Source organism: Nevskia sp. (genome assembly GCF_051860985.1).
In the GTDB taxonomy this organism is placed as follows: domain Bacteria; phylum Pseudomonadota; class Gammaproteobacteria; order Nevskiales; family Nevskiaceae; genus Nevskia.
Genome location: NZ_JBIMKV010000004.1, coordinates 121773 through 139126 on the forward strand (window position 1 = coordinate 121773; position 17354 = coordinate 139126).

Consider the following 17354-nt stretch of genomic DNA (forward strand, 5'->3'; position numbering starts at 1 on the left):
AGATCAGACGGCGGCCAGCAGGGCGTTGAAGGTGGCGCTCGGGCGCATCACGGCGGCCAGTTTGGCGAGATCCGGCTGGTAGTAGCCGCCGATGTCGACCGGCTTGCCCTGCACTGCGGCCAGCTCGGCGACGATGGTCTTCTCGTTGTCGGCCAGCTGCTGTGCCAGCGGTGCGAACTTCGCGGCCAGCTCGGCATCGTCGGTCTGCGCGGCCAGCGCCTGCGCCCAGTACAGCGACAGGTAGAACTGGCTGCCGCGGTTGTCCAGCTCGCCGGTCTTCGGGCTCGGCGACTTGCGGTTGTCGAGCAGCTTGCCGGTTGCGGTATCCAGCGTCTTGGCCAGCAGCTTGGCGCGCGTGTTGCCGGTCTTGATGCCCAGGTCTTCCAGGCTGACCGCCAGCGCCAGGAATTCGCCGAGCGAATCCCAGCGCAGGTGGTTTTCCTCGACCAGCTGCTGCACATGCTTCGGCGCCGAACCGCCGGCGCCGGTTTCGTACATGCCGCCGCCGGCCATCAGCGGCACGATCGACAGCATCTTGGCGCTGGTGCCCAGTTCCATGATCGGGAACAGGTCGGTCAGGTAGTCGCGCAGGATGTTGCCGGTGGCGCTGATGGTGTCCATGCCGCGCACCACGCGTTCCAGCGTGTACCGCATCGCGCGCACCTGACTCATGATCTGGATGTCGAGCCCGGTGGTGTCGTGCTCGTGCAGGTACATCTTCACCTTGCGGATCAGCTGTGCCTCGTGCGGGCGGTAGCTGTCGAGCCAGAACACCACCGGCATGCCGGAGTTGCGGGCGCGGTTGACGGCCAGCTTCACCCAGTCGCGGATCGCGGCGTCCTTGACCTGGCACATCCGCCAGATATCGCCCTGTTCGACTTCCAGGCTCAGCAGCACTTCGCCGGTCTCGACGTCGGTGATGTTGGCGGTGCCGTCTTCGGTGATCTCGAAGGTCTTGTCGTGGCTGCCGTATTCCTCGGCCTGCTGGGCCATCAGGCCGACGTTCGGCACCGTGCCCATGGTCTTCGGATCGAAGGCGCCGTGCCATTTGCAGAAGTTGATCATCTCCTGGTAAATGCGGGCGAAGGTCGATTCCGGCATCACCGCCTTGACGTCCTTGAGCCTGCCGTCGGCGCCGTACATCTTGCCGCCGTTGCGGATCATCGCCGGCATCGAGGCATCGACGATCACGTCGTTCGGCGAGTGGAAGTTGGTGATGCCCTTCGACGAGTCGACCATCGCCAGTTCCGGGCGGTGCTCGTGGCAGCGGTGCAGGTCGCGCTTGATCTCGTCCTGCTGGCTCTGCGGCAGCTTGGCGATCTTGTTGTAGAGATCGACCATGCCGTTGTTGACGTTGACGCCCAGCTCCTCGAACAGCTTGCCGTGCTTCTCGAAGGCCTCCTGGTAGAAGATCTTCACGCAGTGGCCGAAGACGATCGGGTGGCTGACCTTCATCATCGTCGCCTTGACGTGCAGCGAGAACATCACGCCGGTCTTGTGGGCGTCCTCGATCTGCTCTTCATAGAACGCGCACAGCGCCTTCTTGCTCATGAACATGCTGTCGACCACTTCACGGTCGAGCAGCGGCACCTTGTCCTTCAGCACCAGCGTCTTGCCGCTGCGGGTGAGCAGCTCCATGCGCACGGTGCGGGCGCGGTCGAGCGTCAGCGACTTTTCGCCGTGGTAGAAATCGCCGTGGTGCATGTGCGAGACATGGCTGCGCGAGGCCTGGCTCCAGTCGGCCATCGAATGCGGGTTCTTGCGGGCGTACTCCTTGACCGCCTTCGGCGCGCGGCGGTCGGAATTGCCTTCGCGCAGCACCGGGTTCACCGCCGAGCCGGTGACCTTGGCGTAGCGGGCGCGGATCGCCTTTTCCTCGTCGGTCTTTGGCGCTTCCGGGTAGTCCGGCACCGCGTAGCCCTTGGCCTGCAGTTCCTTGATCGCGGCGACCAGCTGCGACACCGAGGCGCTGATGTTCGGCAGCTTGATGATGTTGGCGTCTGGACGCAGCGTCAGCTTGCCGAGCCCGCCCAGCTCGTCGGTGACCCGCTGGTCTTCGCGCAGGAATTCCGGGAAGGCGGCCAGGATGCGCGAGGTCACCGAGATGTCGCTGGTCTTCACGCAGACGCCGGCCGGCGCGGTGAACGCTTCGATGATCGGCAGGAACGACGCGGTCGCCAGCAGCGGGGCCTCATCGGTGAGGGTGTAGACGATCGTCGATTTCTGCTCGCTCACGGCTGCTTCTCCTGTTCGTTCGTTCTGTCGTCACGGCGGCGGTTCACGGCCTGCGCAGGGCGGGCTGCCGAACCCGGCCGTGCGGGGGTCGGGGTCGTCATGTTAGCCAAGGTTTACGGCTGCGCATTGCTGGCCGTGCCGATTTCATGATCGCCGAGCTTCGGCCTGCCGCCGGCCCGACCCGGACCCGCCCGGCGACCGAGACGCCGCACCGCAACGGCCGTACGCAGCAGGGTGCGGTCAGCGCACCACCACCGGATTGACCGGGGCGCCGGAGCCGTTGACCACCTTCAGCGGCGCGGCCACGTACAGGAAGCTCCACTGGCCGTCGGCCGCGCAGTCGTCGGCCAGCGGATCGAGCTGGCAGATCTCGGTGAAGGTCACCCCGAGGTTCGACATCAGCGCGATATGCAGCGGCAGCGCGACACCGCTGACCGGGTCCATCGTCACCTCGTTGGCGATGGTGTCGGTCACCAGGTTCGGGATTTCCATCTCGTGGAACCAGCGCACCAGCTCTGGCGAATAGGTCAGGCCCGGCTCGACGAAGTTCTTGTAGAACTCGACTCGGTCGCGCTCGTAGAAGCTGCCGATCCACCCGGTCCGGATGATCAGGATGTCGTGCTTCTCGATCGTCACGCCCTGTTGGGCGGCGGCGTCCAGTAGGTCGAGATGGGTGAAGGTCTCGCCGGGGTCGAGCACTGCTTTACCGCGATGGCGGGCCATGTCGATCAGCACGGCGCGGCCGACGATGCCGCGCTCCGCCAGCGGATAGACGGAGGCCTTGCTCATGCCGCCGATCGTGGTGTTGGCGTCATAGCCGTTGTAGAGCTTGCCGTCGCACCAGACGTGGCCCAGCGCGTCGTACTGTGTCGAGCCCTGCAGGTACATGAACATCACGTCGTCGGCGTAATGCAGCTCGCCAGGGAACTGCGGACCCTTACCGCACAGGTAATGGCCCTCGTCGATGACATTGATGCGCTGCGGCTGGTTGCGGCCCGGCCAGACCGGATCGCCGCCCGGCTTGCCCATCGGAATCTGCAAGGTATAGGTCTTGCCCTGGCGCACCGCCGCGACGCCGCGCAGCACCTCGGCCTGGGTCAGGAAGTTCAGGCCGCCAATTTCATCGTCGGCTCCCCAGCGGCCCCAGTTGCGGGGGGCGTCCTTCAGCAGTTCGGCGGCGGTCGGGACGGTCTTCTCGGTCATGGCGACTCCTCGTGTCGGGCGGTCCGCGTCGTCCGCGCGGTCAGGCCGGATGCTGCCGAGCCGCCCGGGATTGCACAACCGCGTGTCAGCCCTGCCGGCGGCCGCTGACGACGGTCCGCATTGACACCGGGCTCACGCCACCCCGCCGCATACTCCGGGCACCCTTCGCATCCGCCTGATTCGCCGATGGCCGCCGAAACCCCGACAGCGCAGCAGTGGTTGCAGCTCGAGGCCTTGCTCGACCAGGTACTCGACCGGCCGGAGGCCGAGCGCAGTGCCTACATCGACGCCCAGCGCCTGGACCCGGTGCTGCAGGCGGAGCTGCAGCGCTGGCTGGCGGCCGAGGCCGAAAGCCGCGATTTCCTCGGTGCAGCCGGCGGCGCGGCGGCGCTGCTGCCGGCCGGCGAGCGGATCGGCGTCTGGCGGGTGCTTGGCCTGATCGGGCAGGGCGGTTCCGGCGAGGTCTACTGGGTCGAGCGGGCCGATGGCAGCTACGAGCAGCAGGCGGCGCTGAAACTGCTGCGGCGCCCGGAGGAAGACGACGACCTGCGCCGCTTCGCGGCCGAACGGCGGCTGCTGGCGCGGCTCGAACACCCGGACATCGCGCGCCTCTACGACGGCGGTGTTCATGCCGGCCGGCCTTATGCGGTGCTGGAACTGGTCAAGGGGCAGCCGTTCGATGACGCCACGCGCGATCTGCCGCTACGGCAGAAGCTCGACTGCTTCCTGCGCGTCTGCGATGCCGTGGCCCACGCCCATCGCCATCTGATCGTCCATCGCGACCTGAAGCCGGCCAATGTGCTGGTGACCGACGACGGCCAGCCGAAGCTGCTCGATTTCGGCATCGCCAAGCCGGTCGATGTGCCGGGTGTCGAGGTCACGCTGGCGCTGCGGCTGACGCCCGATTTCTGCGCCCCCGAGCAGCTGGCCGGCAGCGCAGTGACCGCCGCCACCGATGTCTATGCGCTCGGCGTGATGCTCTACCAGCTGCTGGCCGGCCGCACGCCGTGGCAGCTGGCCGGCAGCGGCGTCCAGCGGGCGCTGGAGCGGCTGAGCCGCCCGGAGGTCGACGCGCCGAGCCGGCAGCTGGAGGGTGCCGCCGCCCGCGCCGTGCGCGGCGATCTCGACGCCATCGTGCTGAAGGCGCTGCGGCATCGGCCGGCCGATCGCTACAGCAATGCCGAAGCGCTGGCCGAAGACCTGCGCCGCCACCTCGACAGCCGCCCGGTGATCGCCCGCGGCGAAGCGCCGGGCTACCTGATCGGCCGGCTGCTGCGCCGGCACCGGATCGGCTTCGCCGCCGCCGCTGCCGTGCTGCTGGCGCTGCTCGCCGCTGCCGGAGGCATCGCCTACAAGGCGCGGGAAGCGGCGCAGGAGCGCGATCTGGCCCGCGAGGAAGCGGCCCGCAACGCGGCCGTCAAGGATTACCTGCTGACCCTGTTCCGGGTGGCCGGTGAAACGCCGGGGGCCGAGGCCTTCACGCCCAAGCAGCTGCTGGACAAGGGCGCCTCGCGGCTGGCCGCCAATTTCGCGCGTGATCCGAAAGGCGCGGGCGACACCATGCTGGCGCTAGCCCAGCTGTATTTCTCGTTCAACGACTACGCCGGCGCGGTGCCGCTGTTCGAGCAGGTGATCAGCCAGCCGGCAGTGGACCCGGATGTCGCGGCGCAGGCCCGCTACGACCTGTCGCAATGCCTGCTGCGGATGAGCCGCATGGCCGAAGCCGCCACCCAGCTGGCGGCGGCGCAGGCCTACTGGCAGGCCGATCCGGTACGGCACCGCAATCGCCTGCTCGAAAGCCGGCTGACCCAGGCCCAGCTGGAGCGTGCCGACGGCCGCATCGACGCCGGCATCGCTACGCTGGAAGCGACGCTGGCGGAGCGCAGCCGCTGGTTCGGCGATCGCCACCCGGAAACCGGCATCGTGCTGAACAACCTGGCGGTCGCCTATTTCCAGGCCAACCGGCTGGTCGAGGCGCGCACGATGTACGAACGCTCGTGGCAGATCTGGGAGGCGCTCGACGCCACCCAGGGGGTCGATGCGCTGAACACGCTGAATAACTGGGCGGCGCTGGAAGTGCGCGAGCAGCACATCGCCGAGGCCGAGGCGCTGTACCGCAAGGCGCTCGATACCCGGCGCGCCGTGTTCGGGCCGTCCGCTGCGCTGGCGGCGCTGCTGAACAATCTCGGCAAGCTGAACCTGCGGCTGGACCGCCCTGCCGAAGCGCTGCCGCAGCTGACCGAGGCGCTGGCGCTGGCCCGCCAGTACGCGGGCGACAACAGCCTGAACGCGCTGGCCGCGCAGAGCGGGCTTGGCGAAGCCCAGGCCGCGACCGGGGATGGCGAGGCGGCACGGCTCACGCTCGAAGATCTGGAACGGCGGGTGGCAGCGAACTTCCCGCCCGATCACCTGCTGGTGGCGATCGCCCACATGGCGCAGGCGCGGCGGCTGGCGGCTGGCGGTGATCGCGACGCGGCGCTGGCGCGGCTGGATCGCGCCGATGCCGTGCTGGCGGTGGTCGGGCCGTCGGCCGGGATCTACCAGCAGCAGGTCGCCAGCCTGCGGGCGCAGCTGAAATCCTGACGATGACGATCGCGGCCCGAGCGGCCTGCACGGCGCTGCGCTCATCCGGGCCGGGATGAGTCGATAGGACCGGTGGCGGCGTCAGCCCGCTTTCAGGCGCTGGTACAGCCAGGCGCGCGCCTTGGTCCAGTCGCGCTGCACGGTGGCGATGCTGACGCCCAGCGCCTCGGCGGTCTCGCTCTCGGTGTAGCCGGCGTAGTACCGGCACTCGATGGTCTGCGCCAGCCTCGGGCTGAATGCCGATAGCTCGGCCAGCGCCTCGTCGACCGCCACCAGGCGCTCGTCCGGCGCTTCGGCAGCAACTTCCGCAGCCGCTTCGATCGGCAGCGGCCGGACGCCGTGATTGCGGATCGCGGCCAGCCGGGCCCGGGCGTCGTCCACCAGCACCTGGCGCATCGCCAGCGCCGCCGCGCGCAGGAAATGCTGGCGGTTCTGCCACTGCGGCGTGGCGTGCAGCTTCAGCCAGGCTTCGTGGATCAGCGCCGTGGTCTGGAAGGTATCGGCCGACGGCGCGCCATTGCGCACCCGCCGCGACAGCCGCTTGAGGTCGGCATAGAACAGCGGCACCAGCTCGGCCGCCTGGACGGTGACGGGCGTCGCGCCGGCGTCGCCTATTTCGGTATGCGTCGCGTTTTCATCCATGACCGTGATGGGAAAAGTCCCCCGTTCTCGTAATTGAAGACAAGCGGATCGTAAGCCCGCTTCCTCACTTTCCCTGGAGATCGCCATGGCTCATTCCCTTCGCCGCCGCTTGCTGTCGCTTGCGGTGCTGGTTCCGCTGCTGTCCAGCCCGCGCCTGCTGGCGGGGGGCAGCGTTGATTTCGAAGCCAACAGTGGCGCGGATGCCCAGCGCGTGCAGTTCGAGTTCGACGGCAATCAGCTTCGCATGACCCCGCTGGTGAAGAAAGGCGGCGATCAGCCGGAAGCGTATTCGATCTTCCGCGACGGGAAGATGTACAGCGTCGTCAACAGCGGCGGCAAGTACACGGTGATGGACATGGGCTCGATGATGAAGATGCTCGGTGGCGCGATGGCCAATGCCGCCAAGCTCGACACCGGGCTTGACGACATCGCCGAGTACCACGGCCTGAACGCCACCGGGAAGAGCGAGACCCATGCCGGCATCACCGGCGAGGTCTATACCGTCGACTACACGACGCGCGCCGGCAAGCGTGAAAAGATCGAGATGGTGCTGGCCCGCAACGCGACCCTGGTCGAGATGAGTACCTCGATGGCGGCGTTCTCGGAAATGATGGCCAAGGCCATGGGCCAGCCGTCCGACACGCCGGGCGCCAAGGCGCTGGAAGCGGAGTTCAAGCGCAAGAACCTCGGCATCCTGCGTGTCGATGACGGCTTGCGCGTGGTCCGGGTCGGCGGCAGCGCGCCAGCCGCCGATCGCTTCAAGCTTCCGGCCGCGCCGATGGCGATGCCGGCCATGCCGGCCGGCTTCGAAGGCCTGCTGGGTGGTGCGATGGGAGGCGGCGCCGCTGCGGCGGCTGCCGACGCTGCCGAAGCCGAAAGTGGCGTGGTCAACGACAAGGTCGAGCGGCAGAAGGAACGGGTGAAGTCCCGCGCCGACCGGGAAGTCGATGAAGCCACCGATCGCAGCGTCGACAAGGTGCTCGACAAGGCCTTCGACAAGCTGTTCGGTCGCTGACCCGCCATCGCCGCTGATCTGGAGCACGCTGACCATGCGCTTCCCCTTGCCACGGCTGGCCGCCCTGCTGCTGGCCGCCACGGCCCCGCTTGCCCACGCGATTCCCGGCCCGGAACTGCTGCCATCGCCGCAGCCGTTTGCCAGCCCAGATGGCCGCCAGCCGGATGACATTCGCGTCGGCCAGGCGGCGGACGGCCGCAGCGTCGTCGCCTTCGTCAGCGATGACCGCCTGTACCTGCAGCGGCTGGCTGCCGACGGCAGCGCCACCGAGGCACCGACGGCGATCTTGCAGACCAGCGGCAGCCCGCTGACCGGCCTGTCGCTGGCTGTCGGCGCCAATGGTCATTACACGGTGGGCGCGCAGATCGCCGGCGACAACGGCCTAGGGCAGGTGTTCATCCGCCGCTACCAGCCGGATGGCACGCGCCTGCTGGTGCCCGGAGAGCCGGAGCAGGGCCCGTTGCCGGTGATCATCAGCGGCCCGGCGGTCTGCGGCGGCGCGTCCGATGTCTCCGGAATGACCGCCCCCGCTGTGGCCGTCGATGCAGCCGGCAACACGGCCTACACCTACTCCCGGACCGACTACTGCAACAGCGGCCCAGGCGGGGCGCTGCAGCCGCGCCGCACCCGGCTGTTCTATCGCTACGCGCCGGTCGCCGCGCCGGCCAGCGATCCGGTGCCCGTGTTCGTCCAAGCAACCGAGAACGCCGCCGGCTTCCCGGTGGACGTGGTCAACAGCGCCGTCGCTGTGCAGGACGATGGCAGCGGCCTGGTGACCTGGGTCGGCCATCCGGAATCCAACCAGACGCCGGCGACCTATGTCCGCCCGGTGCAGCTCGGCCTGGCCAGCGGCCCGACGCAGCGCATCGAGGCCACCAACAGCTTCAACCGCGATGCGCCGGTGATCGGCGCCAAGAGCGGCGGCTACGTGCTGAACTGGCGCGGCGATTTCAACGACCCCGAGACCGGCGGCCGGCGTCTGCGCTGCTACGTACAGGCGCGTGCCCTCGACGGCAGCGCCCAGTTCGACGTGCAGACCGTGCCGGGCTGCGGGCGCAACCAGATCGTGCTGCCGGATGGCCGCTTCGAGCTGATCGCCTCGCTTGGCGTGAATCTGGTCGGCCGCCGTTACAGCGCCGATGGCATCGAGACCGGCAGCTACGGCGGCGGCAGCCGGCCGAACCGCTTCATCGACCGCATCGCCAGCGCCTGGTCGCCCCGGCTGGTCGAGGGCAACTATCTGGCGATCTACAACGTCGAGCAGGCGGATGGCAGCCGCGCGCGGCTGGAACCGGTGCGCTACGGCGGACCCGAGGGCACGCGACAGCTGAACCTGGAGCTGAACCCGACGGGCCCGCTGACCACGAGCGACGGCCGCACCGTGACGCTGTTCTGGACCTCGAACGCGCCGGCCGGCAGCTGCTTCGGCTTCGGCAATCTCGGCGGACCGCTGCCGTCCAGCGGCAGCCGGGTGCTGGGCAGTTTCACTACCGCCGGCACCCGCAGCTACGGCATCGCCTGCGGGCCGGGCGCGCTGTCGAAATCGGTGACCCTGGAGATCGTCGATCCCGATGCCGTCACGGTGACCGTGAGCTGGAATCCGCCGAGCATCGTGTCGCGCAGCCGCGCGACGGTGTCGTGGAATGCAAGCAACGCCGATCGCTGCGCCTACGAATTGAGCGGCGCGCTGGCCGATACCGGCAGCGCGGCCGCCAGCGGCGCCATCGAGTACGCGTTCCCCAATCCGGGCGAAGCGCGCTTCGATCTGAACTGCACCGGCCCCGGCGGACGCAGCGGCACGGCCAGCGCCGCCATCACCATCGGCACGCCGAGGCCGCTGACCGTCACGGCGGCCTGGTCGCCGGCCAGCATCGATGCGGCCGGCACCTCGACGCTGAACTGGAGCAGCGAGAACGCCGTCGCCTGCACCGGCACCTCGGCCGGCATCCTGAACAGCAGCGAATCGGTCGATCCCGCCGGCTCGTTCGTGTTTCAGCCCGGCAACGCGGCCGGCACCCAGACGTTCACGCTGGAATGCATCGGCGTGGACGGCGAGCGCGAATCGACCACCGCGACCTTGACCGTCAATCCCGTCGTCCCGACCGTCACCGCGAGCTGGGTGTCACCGACGATCCGGGTCGGCGAGACGCCGTTCGTGATGTGGAGTTCGACCCGCGCCATCGCCTGCGAAGCGAGCTTCGATGGGCTGATCCGCAACGCGCCGTTCGCGGTTGATGCCGGCGGCATGAGTGCCGTCACGCTGCCGCCGAACGAGGCCGGCGTCGTCGATTTCACGCTGAGCTGCGTCGGTGCTGGCGGCGGCCGGGCCTCGACCACGGCGCGGCTGACGGTCAACGCCATCACGCCGACCGTCTCGGCGAGCTGGACATCGCCGACCATCCGCGTCGGCGAAACGCCGTTCGTGATGTGGAGTTCGACCGATGCCACTGCCTGCCAGGCCAGCTTTGCCGGTCTGATCGTCGAGGGACCGTTCGCCGTCGCGGCCAGCGGGCTGAATGCCGTCTCGCTGCCGAGCAACCGGGCGGGCACCGTCGATTTCACGCTGGATTGCGTCGGCCCCGGCGGGGGGCGGGCGGTGACCTCGGCGCAACTGACCGTCAACGCCATCACGCCGACCGTCACGGCAAGCTGGGTGGCGCCGAGCATCCGCGTCGGCGAAACCCCGTTCGTGACCTGGAGTTCGGCTGATGCGCTGGCCTGCGAGGCGAGCTTTGCCGGGCTGGTCGACAACGCCCCGTTTCCGGTCGATGCCAGCGGCATGACGGCGGTGTCGTTGCCGTTCGATACGGCCGGCGTTGTCGATTTCACGCTGAGCTGCGTCGGGCCGGGCGGGGCGCTTGCCTCGACGACGGCCCGGCTGACCGTGAACGCGATCGTCCCGGAGGTGTCCGCGAGCTGGGTCGATCCAAGCATCCAGCTCGACGAGACGCCGCTGCTGATGTGGAGTTCCAGCGATGCGATCGCCTGCCAGGGCAGCTTTGCCGGCCTCATCGTCGACGGTCCGTTCGCCATTGCCGCCAGCGGCATGAACGCGGTGCCATTGCCTGGCGGCCTGATCGGCACGCTCGATTTCACGCTGGACTGCGTCGGTCCGGGCGGTGGTCGGGCGGTGACGACGGCACGGCTGACCGTCAACACCTTGCCGCCTCCGCCGCCGCTCAATCTCGGCAGCGTCGTGCTGAGTGACGGCCGTACCGTGCAGCTCGTGTCGTCGGCCGGTGCCATCGTCAACACCCGCGTGACGGCCCGCCCCGCCGTGCTGCCGGCAGGCTTCTCACCGGTGACGGATTTCCTCGCTTTCGACATCACCAACCTTCCGGTGGGCGGCAGTGTCGAAGTCACGCTGACCCTCCCGGCCGGGGTCACGCCGAATGGCTACGTGAAGTGCACGCCTGACTGCGCGCTGTTCGACCGCGCTGTCATCAACGGCAACCAGGTTCGGCTGGCGCTGACCGATGGCGGAGCGGGTGACGCTGACGGCGTCGCTGACGGCGTGATCCGTGATCCCGGCGCCCCGGGAACTGTTCCGTCGGGCGGCGGTGGGGGCGGCGCAGCCGGCGGCCTGCTGCCGCTGCTCGGTCTGCTGCTGATGATCCGGCGTCGTGCACGGCAGGCCGGACGATGAGCCGGCTGCGCGTTGCGTCGTCTGCCGGTAGCGGGCTGCTGGCGATCGCGCTCGCGCCGGCCGGCCTCGCTGCAGCTGCCGAAACGGCCTGGCTGGGCGACTGGACCGTGACCCGTGACGATCCGCGCCTGCGCAGCCGCGCGGGTGCGGAATTGCTGAGGCTGCATGTCGAGGCCGGACCGGATGCGGCGCTGGTGCTGGACTGGGCGGCCGGCCGGGCGATCTGCCCGGAACCGCTCGAAGCGCCCTGCGAATGGGTCGGCGCGGACGGCCGCAACGCGGTGGTGATGCTGAGCGGCGACAGCCTGCTGGCGGTGCTGCCGGTATCCGCCGACGAAGCCGACCCGCTGCTGCTGCTCCTGCGTCGGCCGCCGGGTGCGGTGCTGGCCGACGGCGTACTGCTCGGCGCCCGCGGCGAGCTGCGCTACCGCGTGCAGGCCCAGGCCGAGCCGCGGCCATGACGCCTGTCCATCGCGTCGGGAGCCCCCGAATGAAGCTGCCTGTCGAGATCGCCGCTGCACGACTGCTGCTGGTGATGGCGGCGGCCGGTATCGGTCTGCTGCCGGTCACGCCTGCTGCTGCGGACGGCAGCATCGACATCGTCGCCATCGGTGTGCCGTCGACCGAGGCGGAAGACGCCAACGGCCAGCCGGAGGACGGCTGCCAGCTGCGCTTCGAGGTCAGCAATCGCGGACCGGTGGAGCTGACCACCTTCATGTCCAGCTTCGCGGTGATCAAGGCTTCGACCGGCGCGCCGCTGCAGGCGCATTTTCCGATCGCTCTGACCAAGCTCGGGCCGGGCCAGCAGCAACGTACGCCGCCGGATCTGATCCACGGCGCGACCTGTGCCGATCTCAAGGTGCAGATCAAGGGCCAGACCTGCATGTCCGGCCCGCTCATCGAATGTCCATCGCTCGGCCTTTCGGCACGCGGGCTGGCCGGCATCGAACGGAGGAAGCGCAAGTGAGCCGGGGACAGCGGCGCTGGGGGCTGTGCGGCCTGGCACTGTGGATGTTGGTCGTCGGTGGCATGCCGCCGGCGGTTGCCGAGCCGGCCGCTTCCTGCGCCTGCGACTGCCCGGAGTTCTTTTCATCGAAGCGCGAAGCCTGCCGCAGCTCGTGCGCGAACTACGGTCCGCTCAGCAGCAGCTGCGTGATCCAGCGCGAGCGCAGCCGGGGCCGAAGTGACGCAGAGATCGAGGCCGCGATCAAGGATTGCTCGACCGATTGCGCCGTGCTGCGCCGCGAAACCCGGGCGATCTGTCTGGATGCCACCTATGCGCTGGCCATCGCCTGCAAGGCCAGTGGCCCGCAGGGGGCTACCGACCGGCAGGTCGACTGCTATCTGGACTATCTGGTGCGCGAGATGGAAGAGCCGATGAAGTCGCAGTTCCGCCGGCAGAACGCCGATCAGCTGGCGGCGATGGATCAGCAGGGCCGCGACCTGTTCGTCGGCAGCATGCTTGACGGCCTGAAGGCCGAGGGTCTCAGCTGCCGCCCCTGAGTTCGCGCCAGCGGCGATGCGCGATGGCGGCCGAGAACAGCGCCAGGTAGCCGGCCAGCAGCACGGCGATGCCGGTGGCGCCTTCGGCCGGGGCGTCGCCGTCGACCGCCAGCAGGATCAGCAGGATCGACAGCAGGTGGGCGAAGAACACCCAGAGCGAGGAACTGCCCAGCAGCGCGAACAGCCGCGTCGGCAGCCGCTGGACGATTTCCCGGCGCAGGCTGACCAGCAGGCACAGCAGGGCGCCTAGGTTCAGCAGCCGCACCGGCGACAGCGTCCACTTGTCGATCCAGAACAGGCTGGCGGCCGGATCGCTGAAACCCGGCCGGCCGCCGACGTGGCGCCAGATCAGCAAGCCGAGCGACAGCGCCAGTGCCACGTTGAGCACCGCGCCGCCGTTGTTGACCGCCGCCCGCGTGCGGTGCACGCCGACCAGCCCGAACCACAGGCCGAGCACCCACAGCAGCTGCCAGGCCAGCAGGTCGAACGAGCCGAGCGCGCTGTAGGGGAAATTCCAGCCGAACCAGCCATCGACGGTTTCGAAGACGAAGCGGCGCAGGCCGAACTGCGCCATCGTCCAGATCGCCACGCTGATGCCGAGCACGCGTGACCAGCCGTGACGTTCGACCGCTTTCATCAGCGGAATGGTCAGCAGCAGGAACAGCACGTACATCGGCAGGATGTCGAGCAGCGGCGGCTGGTAGATCAGCGCGGCGGCGCTGAGCGCGGCGCGGTTCGGCTGTTCGAAGTAGAAGCCGAGCAGGTTCAGCACGGTTGGCCGGTTCAGCCGCACGGCCGCCCAGGCCACCACCGTGAACGCCACCACCAGCAGCACCGCGTGCAGCAGGTAGATGTGGAGCGCCCGCTTGAGCAGCCAGCGCACCGCCGTTGAATGGCCGCCGGCCTCGCGCTGGCTCACATAGATGGTGCCGGCCAGGAAGGCCGACAGGAACACGAAACCCTCGGCCGCCGAGATGAAGCCGAACGGCTGATCCAGCACACCGGCCCACTTGGTCGGCAGGTGGGTCATGGTCATCAGGATCAGCAGCGCGCCGCGCAGGATGTCGAGCGTGGGATTTCGGGACATGACGGAAGGCGGGCCGGGCAGCGGGCGGCTGCGGAAAGACTCGGGCAGGGATAGCGAAACGCGAAGGGTCCGCATTGTGCCGCCGGCCGGCGTCGACGCGATGTGAAAGGCGCGGCCCCTCCTTTCCCAGCGCCGGCGTTCCCGCTACAAGTTGGTGACCCGCGCGGTGCGCCCGGCCGGCGCCCGCGAAGAAGGCAAACACGACCCCAGTTGGCGAATCGAGGAGAACCCGCGGCAATGAGCCCTGCATCCACTTCCGCGCCGTCGAGCTACGTCCACGGCGCATCCGCCGTGCCGCTGATCGGCGCCACCATCGGCCGTCATTTCGATGCGATCTGCGCCGAGCACGCCGATCGCGAGGCGCTGATCGACCTCGGCCAGGGCCGGCGTCTGCGCTATGCCGAGCTGCGCGAGCAGGTCGACCGGCTGGCCTGCGGCCTGATCCGGCTGGGCCTGGCACCCGGCGACCGGATCGGCATCTGGAGCCCGAACCGGGTCGAGTGGACCCTGATGCAGTTCGCGACCGCCAAGGCCGGCCTGGTGCTGGTCAACATCAACCCGGCCTACCGTGTCGCGGAGCTGGAATACGCGCTGAACAAGGTCGGCTGCCGGGCCATCGTCAGCGCCAGCCGCTTCAAGAGCAGCGACTACCTGGCGATGCTCGCCGAGCTGGCGCCGGAACTCGGCAGCTGCCCGCCGGGTGCACTGGCCGCAGCACGGCTGCCGTCACTGCAGGTGGTGATCCGCCTCGACCGCGACAGCAGCCCCGGCATGCTCAATTTCGATGCGCTGATGACCGCGCCATCGCCTGCGGAACTGCAGGCGCTGCAGGCGATCGGCGAGCAGCTGCAGTTCGATGATCCGGTCAACATCCAGTTCACCTCCGGCACCACCGGCAATCCGAAGGGCGCCACGCTGTCGCATCACAACATCCTCAACAACGGCTATTTCACTGGCGAAGGCATCCGGCTGCAGCCGGGCGACAAGGTCTGCATCCCGGTGCCGCTGTACCACTGCTTCGGCATGGTGATGGGCAACCTCGGCGCGCTGACCCACGGCGCGGCGATGGTCTACCCCGGCGAGGCCTTCGACCCGCTGGCGACGCTGCAGGCGGTGGCCGCCGAACGCTGCACCGCGCTGTACGGCGTGCCGACCATGTTCATCGCCCAGCTCGATCATCCGAGCTTCGCCAGCCACGACCTGTCGAGCCTGCGCACCGGGATCATGGCCGGCAGTCCCTGTCCGGTGGAGGTGATGCGGGCGGTGATGAGCCGGATGAATGTCGCTGAGGTGACCATCGCCTACGGCATGACCGAGACCTCGCCGGTGTCGTTCCAGACGGCGGTCGACGACCCGATCGAATGCCGGGTCGGCACCGTCGGCCGCATCCATCCGCATGTCGAGGTCAAGATCGTCGACGGCCAGGGCCGCATCGTGCCGCGCGGGGAGACCGGCGAGCTGTGCACGCGCGGCTATCCGGTGATGCTCGGCTACTGGGGCGACGAGGCAAAGACGCGCGAGTCGATCGACAGCGCCGGCTGGATGCACACCGGCGACCTCGCCACGCTCGACGAGGCCGGTTACTGCCGGATCGTCGGCCGCATCAAGGATATGGTCATTCGCGGCGGCGAGAACGTGTACCCGCGCGAGGTCGAGGAATACCTCTACCGCCATCCGGCGATCGCCGATGTGCAGGTGGTCGGCGTGCCGGACGCGCGCTTCGGCGAAGAGCTATGCGCCTGGATCATCCTGCGGCCGGGCATGAGTGCCAGCGAGGAGGACATCCGCGCCTTCTGTCGCGGCCAGATCGCCCACTACAAGGTGCCGCGCTACCTGCGCTTCGTCGACGGCTTCCCGATGACGGTGACCGGCAAGATCCAGAAGTTCCTGATCCGCGAGGCGATGACCCAGGAACTGGCGGCGCTGGCGGCCGCCGCCTCGCCGGGGCTCTGATCCGCCCGTCCGGCCGCCGGCTGCGCCGCAGCGCAGCCGGCGGCCGGATCGCCGCTCAGGGCAGCACGCGGCCGCTGATGTCGGTCGGGAACTGCGCCGGGCCGACGCTGGAGCGCCAGACCGCGAAGCTGGTGATGCTGCCGCTGGCCACCGCCGGGAAGCGGGCACGGGCCAGCGGGAACGGCGCCTGGTCGATGCGCCGGCGGCCGGTGATGGCCACACCGTCGTTGCTGAAGCGTTGGCCCTGGATCTGGAACTCGAATTCGTCCGGATCCTCGCTATCCCCCGACAACACCCGATACCGCCCCCAGACCACGTCGTAGCCGCCGCCCGGCAGGCTGGCGATGTCCGGACCCGAGCCGTTGGCGCCGCGAGGCGTCGTGGTGTCGCTGAGCAGCTGCGGCTCACCGAGGACCACGCCGGCATTGCTCAGCCGCTGGACGTACACCGACGCCAGCTCGGCGATGCTCTCCGAGAGATCCGAATAGGCGACCGCGTAGCTGCCGTCGGTCAGGCAGGCCAGGCTCAGTTCGGCGGCTTCCGCCACTCCGCCGGTGAGGAACGCGGTGCTGCCGATCGGCTCGCCCGCCGCGTTGAAGCGCAGCAAGGTCGCGCGGTAGGCGAAATCGGGCTGGAGCGGACTCAGGTAGACCATCGCCAGGCTGCCATCGGCATGGAAGCAGGCATCGGTGCTGCGGTCGCCGTAATCGGCGCCGATGGCCACCGTGGTTTCCGCGCCGCTCGTCCGGTTGGAATCGAAGCTGAACCGGCGCATGCGGATCGGCTCGCCATCCTCGTTCGGTGTGCTGGCCCCGTACCCGATGAACGCCGCCGTGCCGTCCGGCGCCATGCTCAGCGTCGGACCGATGAAGCTGATCGGCAGGCGGACTGGCTGCGCGTCGATCGGTCCGGCCGCGTCGTAGCGGCGGACCCACTGCTGCGGCGCGCTGCCGCCGAGGCTGGCGGTGTAGCTGATCGCGTAGCGGCCGCTGGCATCGGCGGCCACGCGTGGCCAGTACTGCGCGCCGGTGGCGTCAGGGTGGACGCGGAACTCGTCGCCGAGCGGGCTGCCATCGGCGGCAAAGCGGCGCGCGAACACGCCGTTGCCGCTGCTGTCCGGTCCCTGCCAGACCACGACGAAGCCAGCGGCGCCCAGGTTGGCGATATCGGGCGCGATCTGCGAGCCGTCGCGCGTGGTGTTGACGACGAACGTGGGCCCGGCAGTGGCCGCTGGCGCTGCTGTCAGCGCCATCAGGCCCAGGCTCAACGCGGCGAGCGGGGTCGCGTATGGGGATCGGTTATTCATGGTCTGTTCTCCTCGGGTGGTTGGCGAGCGCTTTGGAACGTCGCGGCCGAAGTATGAAATCCCGTTCACGAAAGCTCGCGTGGCACGATTGGCCTACAGAGGGCGCACCCTCGTCCGGCCGCCTTTCTGGCGGGGCCTGCGCGCGGTGGCGAGCGGCTCGGCGACACTGCCGTTCCCTGTC

12 protein-coding genes are annotated in these 17354 nt (G+C 69.1%); 7 read left to right on the plus strand and 5 right to left on the minus strand.

The window, feature by feature from the left end; all coding sequences use genetic code 11:
• Nucleotides 1-3 precede the first annotated feature (3 nt).
• Both ACTIGJ_RS05525 and ACTIGJ_RS05530 read right to left on the minus strand, forming a co-directional pair.
• Complete coding sequence (locus tag ACTIGJ_RS05525) at nucleotides 4-2235, minus strand: NADP-dependent isocitrate dehydrogenase (RefSeq protein ID WP_439639284.1); 2232 nt, start codon at nucleotides 2233-2235, stop codon at nucleotides 4-6.
• A gap of 240 nt (nucleotides 2236-2475) precedes the next feature.
• Complete coding sequence (locus ACTIGJ_RS05530; protein WP_439639285.1) at nucleotides 2476-3438, minus strand: cyclase family protein; 963 nt, start codon at nucleotides 3436-3438, stop codon at nucleotides 2476-2478.
• A gap of 186 nt (nucleotides 3439-3624) precedes the next feature.
• Here ACTIGJ_RS05530 and ACTIGJ_RS05535 point away from each other — a divergent pair, with 186 nt between their 5' ends.
• Complete coding sequence (locus ACTIGJ_RS05535) at nucleotides 3625-6021, plus strand: protein kinase domain-containing protein (protein ID WP_439639286.1); 2397 nt, start codon at nucleotides 3625-3627, stop codon at nucleotides 6019-6021.
• Nucleotides 6022-6102: 81 nt separating this feature from the next.
• Here ACTIGJ_RS05535 and ACTIGJ_RS05540 read toward each other — a convergent pair whose 3' ends face one another.
• A complete protein-coding gene (locus ACTIGJ_RS05540) occupies nucleotides 6103-6663 on the minus strand; it encodes an ECF-type sigma factor (protein ID WP_439639287.1) in 561 nt (186 codons plus the stop codon).
• A gap of 85 nt (nucleotides 6664-6748) precedes the next feature.
• Here ACTIGJ_RS05540 and ACTIGJ_RS05545 point away from each other — a divergent pair, with 85 nt between their 5' ends.
• The 5 genes from ACTIGJ_RS05545 to ACTIGJ_RS05565 are packed head-to-tail and all read left to right on the plus strand — an operon-like array spanning nucleotide 6749 to nucleotide 12827.
• Nucleotides 6749-7678, plus strand: a complete 930-nt coding sequence (locus tag ACTIGJ_RS05545) for a hypothetical protein (protein ID WP_439639288.1) — start codon at nucleotides 6749-6751, stop codon at nucleotides 7676-7678.
• A gap of 34 nt (nucleotides 7679-7712) precedes the next feature.
• Nucleotides 7713-11324: a choice-of-anchor U domain-containing protein gene (locus ACTIGJ_RS05550; RefSeq protein WP_439639289.1), complete on the plus strand. Its 3612-nt coding sequence runs from the start codon at nucleotides 7713-7715 to the stop codon at nucleotides 11322-11324.
• Nucleotides 11321-11785: a hypothetical protein gene (locus tag ACTIGJ_RS05555; RefSeq protein ID WP_439639290.1), complete on the plus strand. Its 465-nt coding sequence runs from the start codon at nucleotides 11321-11323 to the stop codon at nucleotides 11783-11785. Before ACTIGJ_RS05550 ends, ACTIGJ_RS05555 begins: the two co-directional genes overlap by 4 nt.
• Nucleotides 11786-11814: 29 nt before the next feature.
• The gene (locus ACTIGJ_RS05560; RefSeq protein WP_439639291.1) at nucleotides 11815-12291 is read left to right on the plus strand and encodes a hypothetical protein; all 477 of its coding nucleotides are present in this window, start codon (nucleotides 11815-11817) and stop codon (nucleotides 12289-12291) included.
• Nucleotides 12288-12827 (plus strand): hypothetical protein, encoded by a 540-nt coding sequence (locus tag ACTIGJ_RS05565; protein WP_439639292.1) that lies wholly within the window; start codon nucleotides 12288-12290, stop codon nucleotides 12825-12827. Before ACTIGJ_RS05560 ends, ACTIGJ_RS05565 begins: the two co-directional genes overlap by 4 nt.
• On the opposite strand, the gene opgC is transcribed toward ACTIGJ_RS05565, so the two are convergent.
• Nucleotides 12811-13914, minus strand: coding sequence for an OpgC domain-containing protein (gene opgC / locus ACTIGJ_RS05570; protein WP_439639293.1), 1104 nt, complete (start codon nucleotides 13912-13914; stop codon nucleotides 12811-12813). The genes ACTIGJ_RS05565 and opgC overlap by 17 nt on opposite strands.
• A gap of 237 nt (nucleotides 13915-14151) precedes the next feature.
• Here opgC and ACTIGJ_RS05575 point away from each other — a divergent pair, with 237 nt between their 5' ends.
• Nucleotides 14152-15867 (plus strand): AMP-binding protein, encoded by a 1716-nt coding sequence (locus tag ACTIGJ_RS05575; protein ID WP_439639294.1) that lies wholly within the window; start codon nucleotides 14152-14154, stop codon nucleotides 15865-15867.
• Nucleotides 15868-15922: 55 nt separating this feature from the next.
• On the opposite strand, the gene ACTIGJ_RS05580 is transcribed toward ACTIGJ_RS05575, so the two are convergent.
• Nucleotides 15923-17173 (minus strand): hypothetical protein, encoded by a 1251-nt coding sequence (locus tag ACTIGJ_RS05580; protein ID WP_439639295.1) that lies wholly within the window; start codon nucleotides 17171-17173, stop codon nucleotides 15923-15925.
• Nucleotides 17174-17354 lie beyond the last annotated feature (181 nt).

Coding starts and splice junctions, on each gene's coding strand:
- ACTIGJ_RS05545 (WP_439639288.1), top strand. CDS start 6,749: ATGGCTCATTCCCTTCGCCGCCGCTTGCTGTCGCTTGCGGTGCTGGTT.
- ACTIGJ_RS05575 (WP_439639294.1), top strand. CDS start 14,152: ATGAGCCCTGCATCCACTTCCGCGCCGTCGAGCTACGTCCACGGCGCA.
- ACTIGJ_RS05530 (WP_439639285.1), bottom strand. CDS start 3,438: ATGACCGAGAAGACCGTCCCGACCGCCGCCGAACTGCTGAAGGACGCC.
- opgC (WP_439639293.1), bottom strand. CDS start 13,914: ATGTCCCGAAATCCCACGCTCGACATCCTGCGCGGCGCGCTGCTGATC.
- ACTIGJ_RS05580 (WP_439639295.1), bottom strand. CDS start 17,173: ATGAATAACCGATCCCCATACGCGACCCCGCTCGCCGCGTTGAGCCTG.
- ACTIGJ_RS05550 (WP_439639289.1), top strand. CDS start 7,713: ATGCGCTTCCCCTTGCCACGGCTGGCCGCCCTGCTGCTGGCCGCCACG.
- ACTIGJ_RS05535 (WP_439639286.1), top strand. CDS start 3,625: ATGGCCGCCGAAACCCCGACAGCGCAGCAGTGGTTGCAGCTCGAGGCC.
- ACTIGJ_RS05560 (WP_439639291.1), top strand. CDS start 11,815: ATGAAGCTGCCTGTCGAGATCGCCGCTGCACGACTGCTGCTGGTGATG.
- ACTIGJ_RS05555 (WP_439639290.1), top strand. CDS start 11,321: ATGAGCCGGCTGCGCGTTGCGTCGTCTGCCGGTAGCGGGCTGCTGGCG.
- ACTIGJ_RS05540 (WP_439639287.1), bottom strand. CDS start 6,663: ATGGATGAAAACGCGACGCATACCGAAATAGGCGACGCCGGCGCGACG.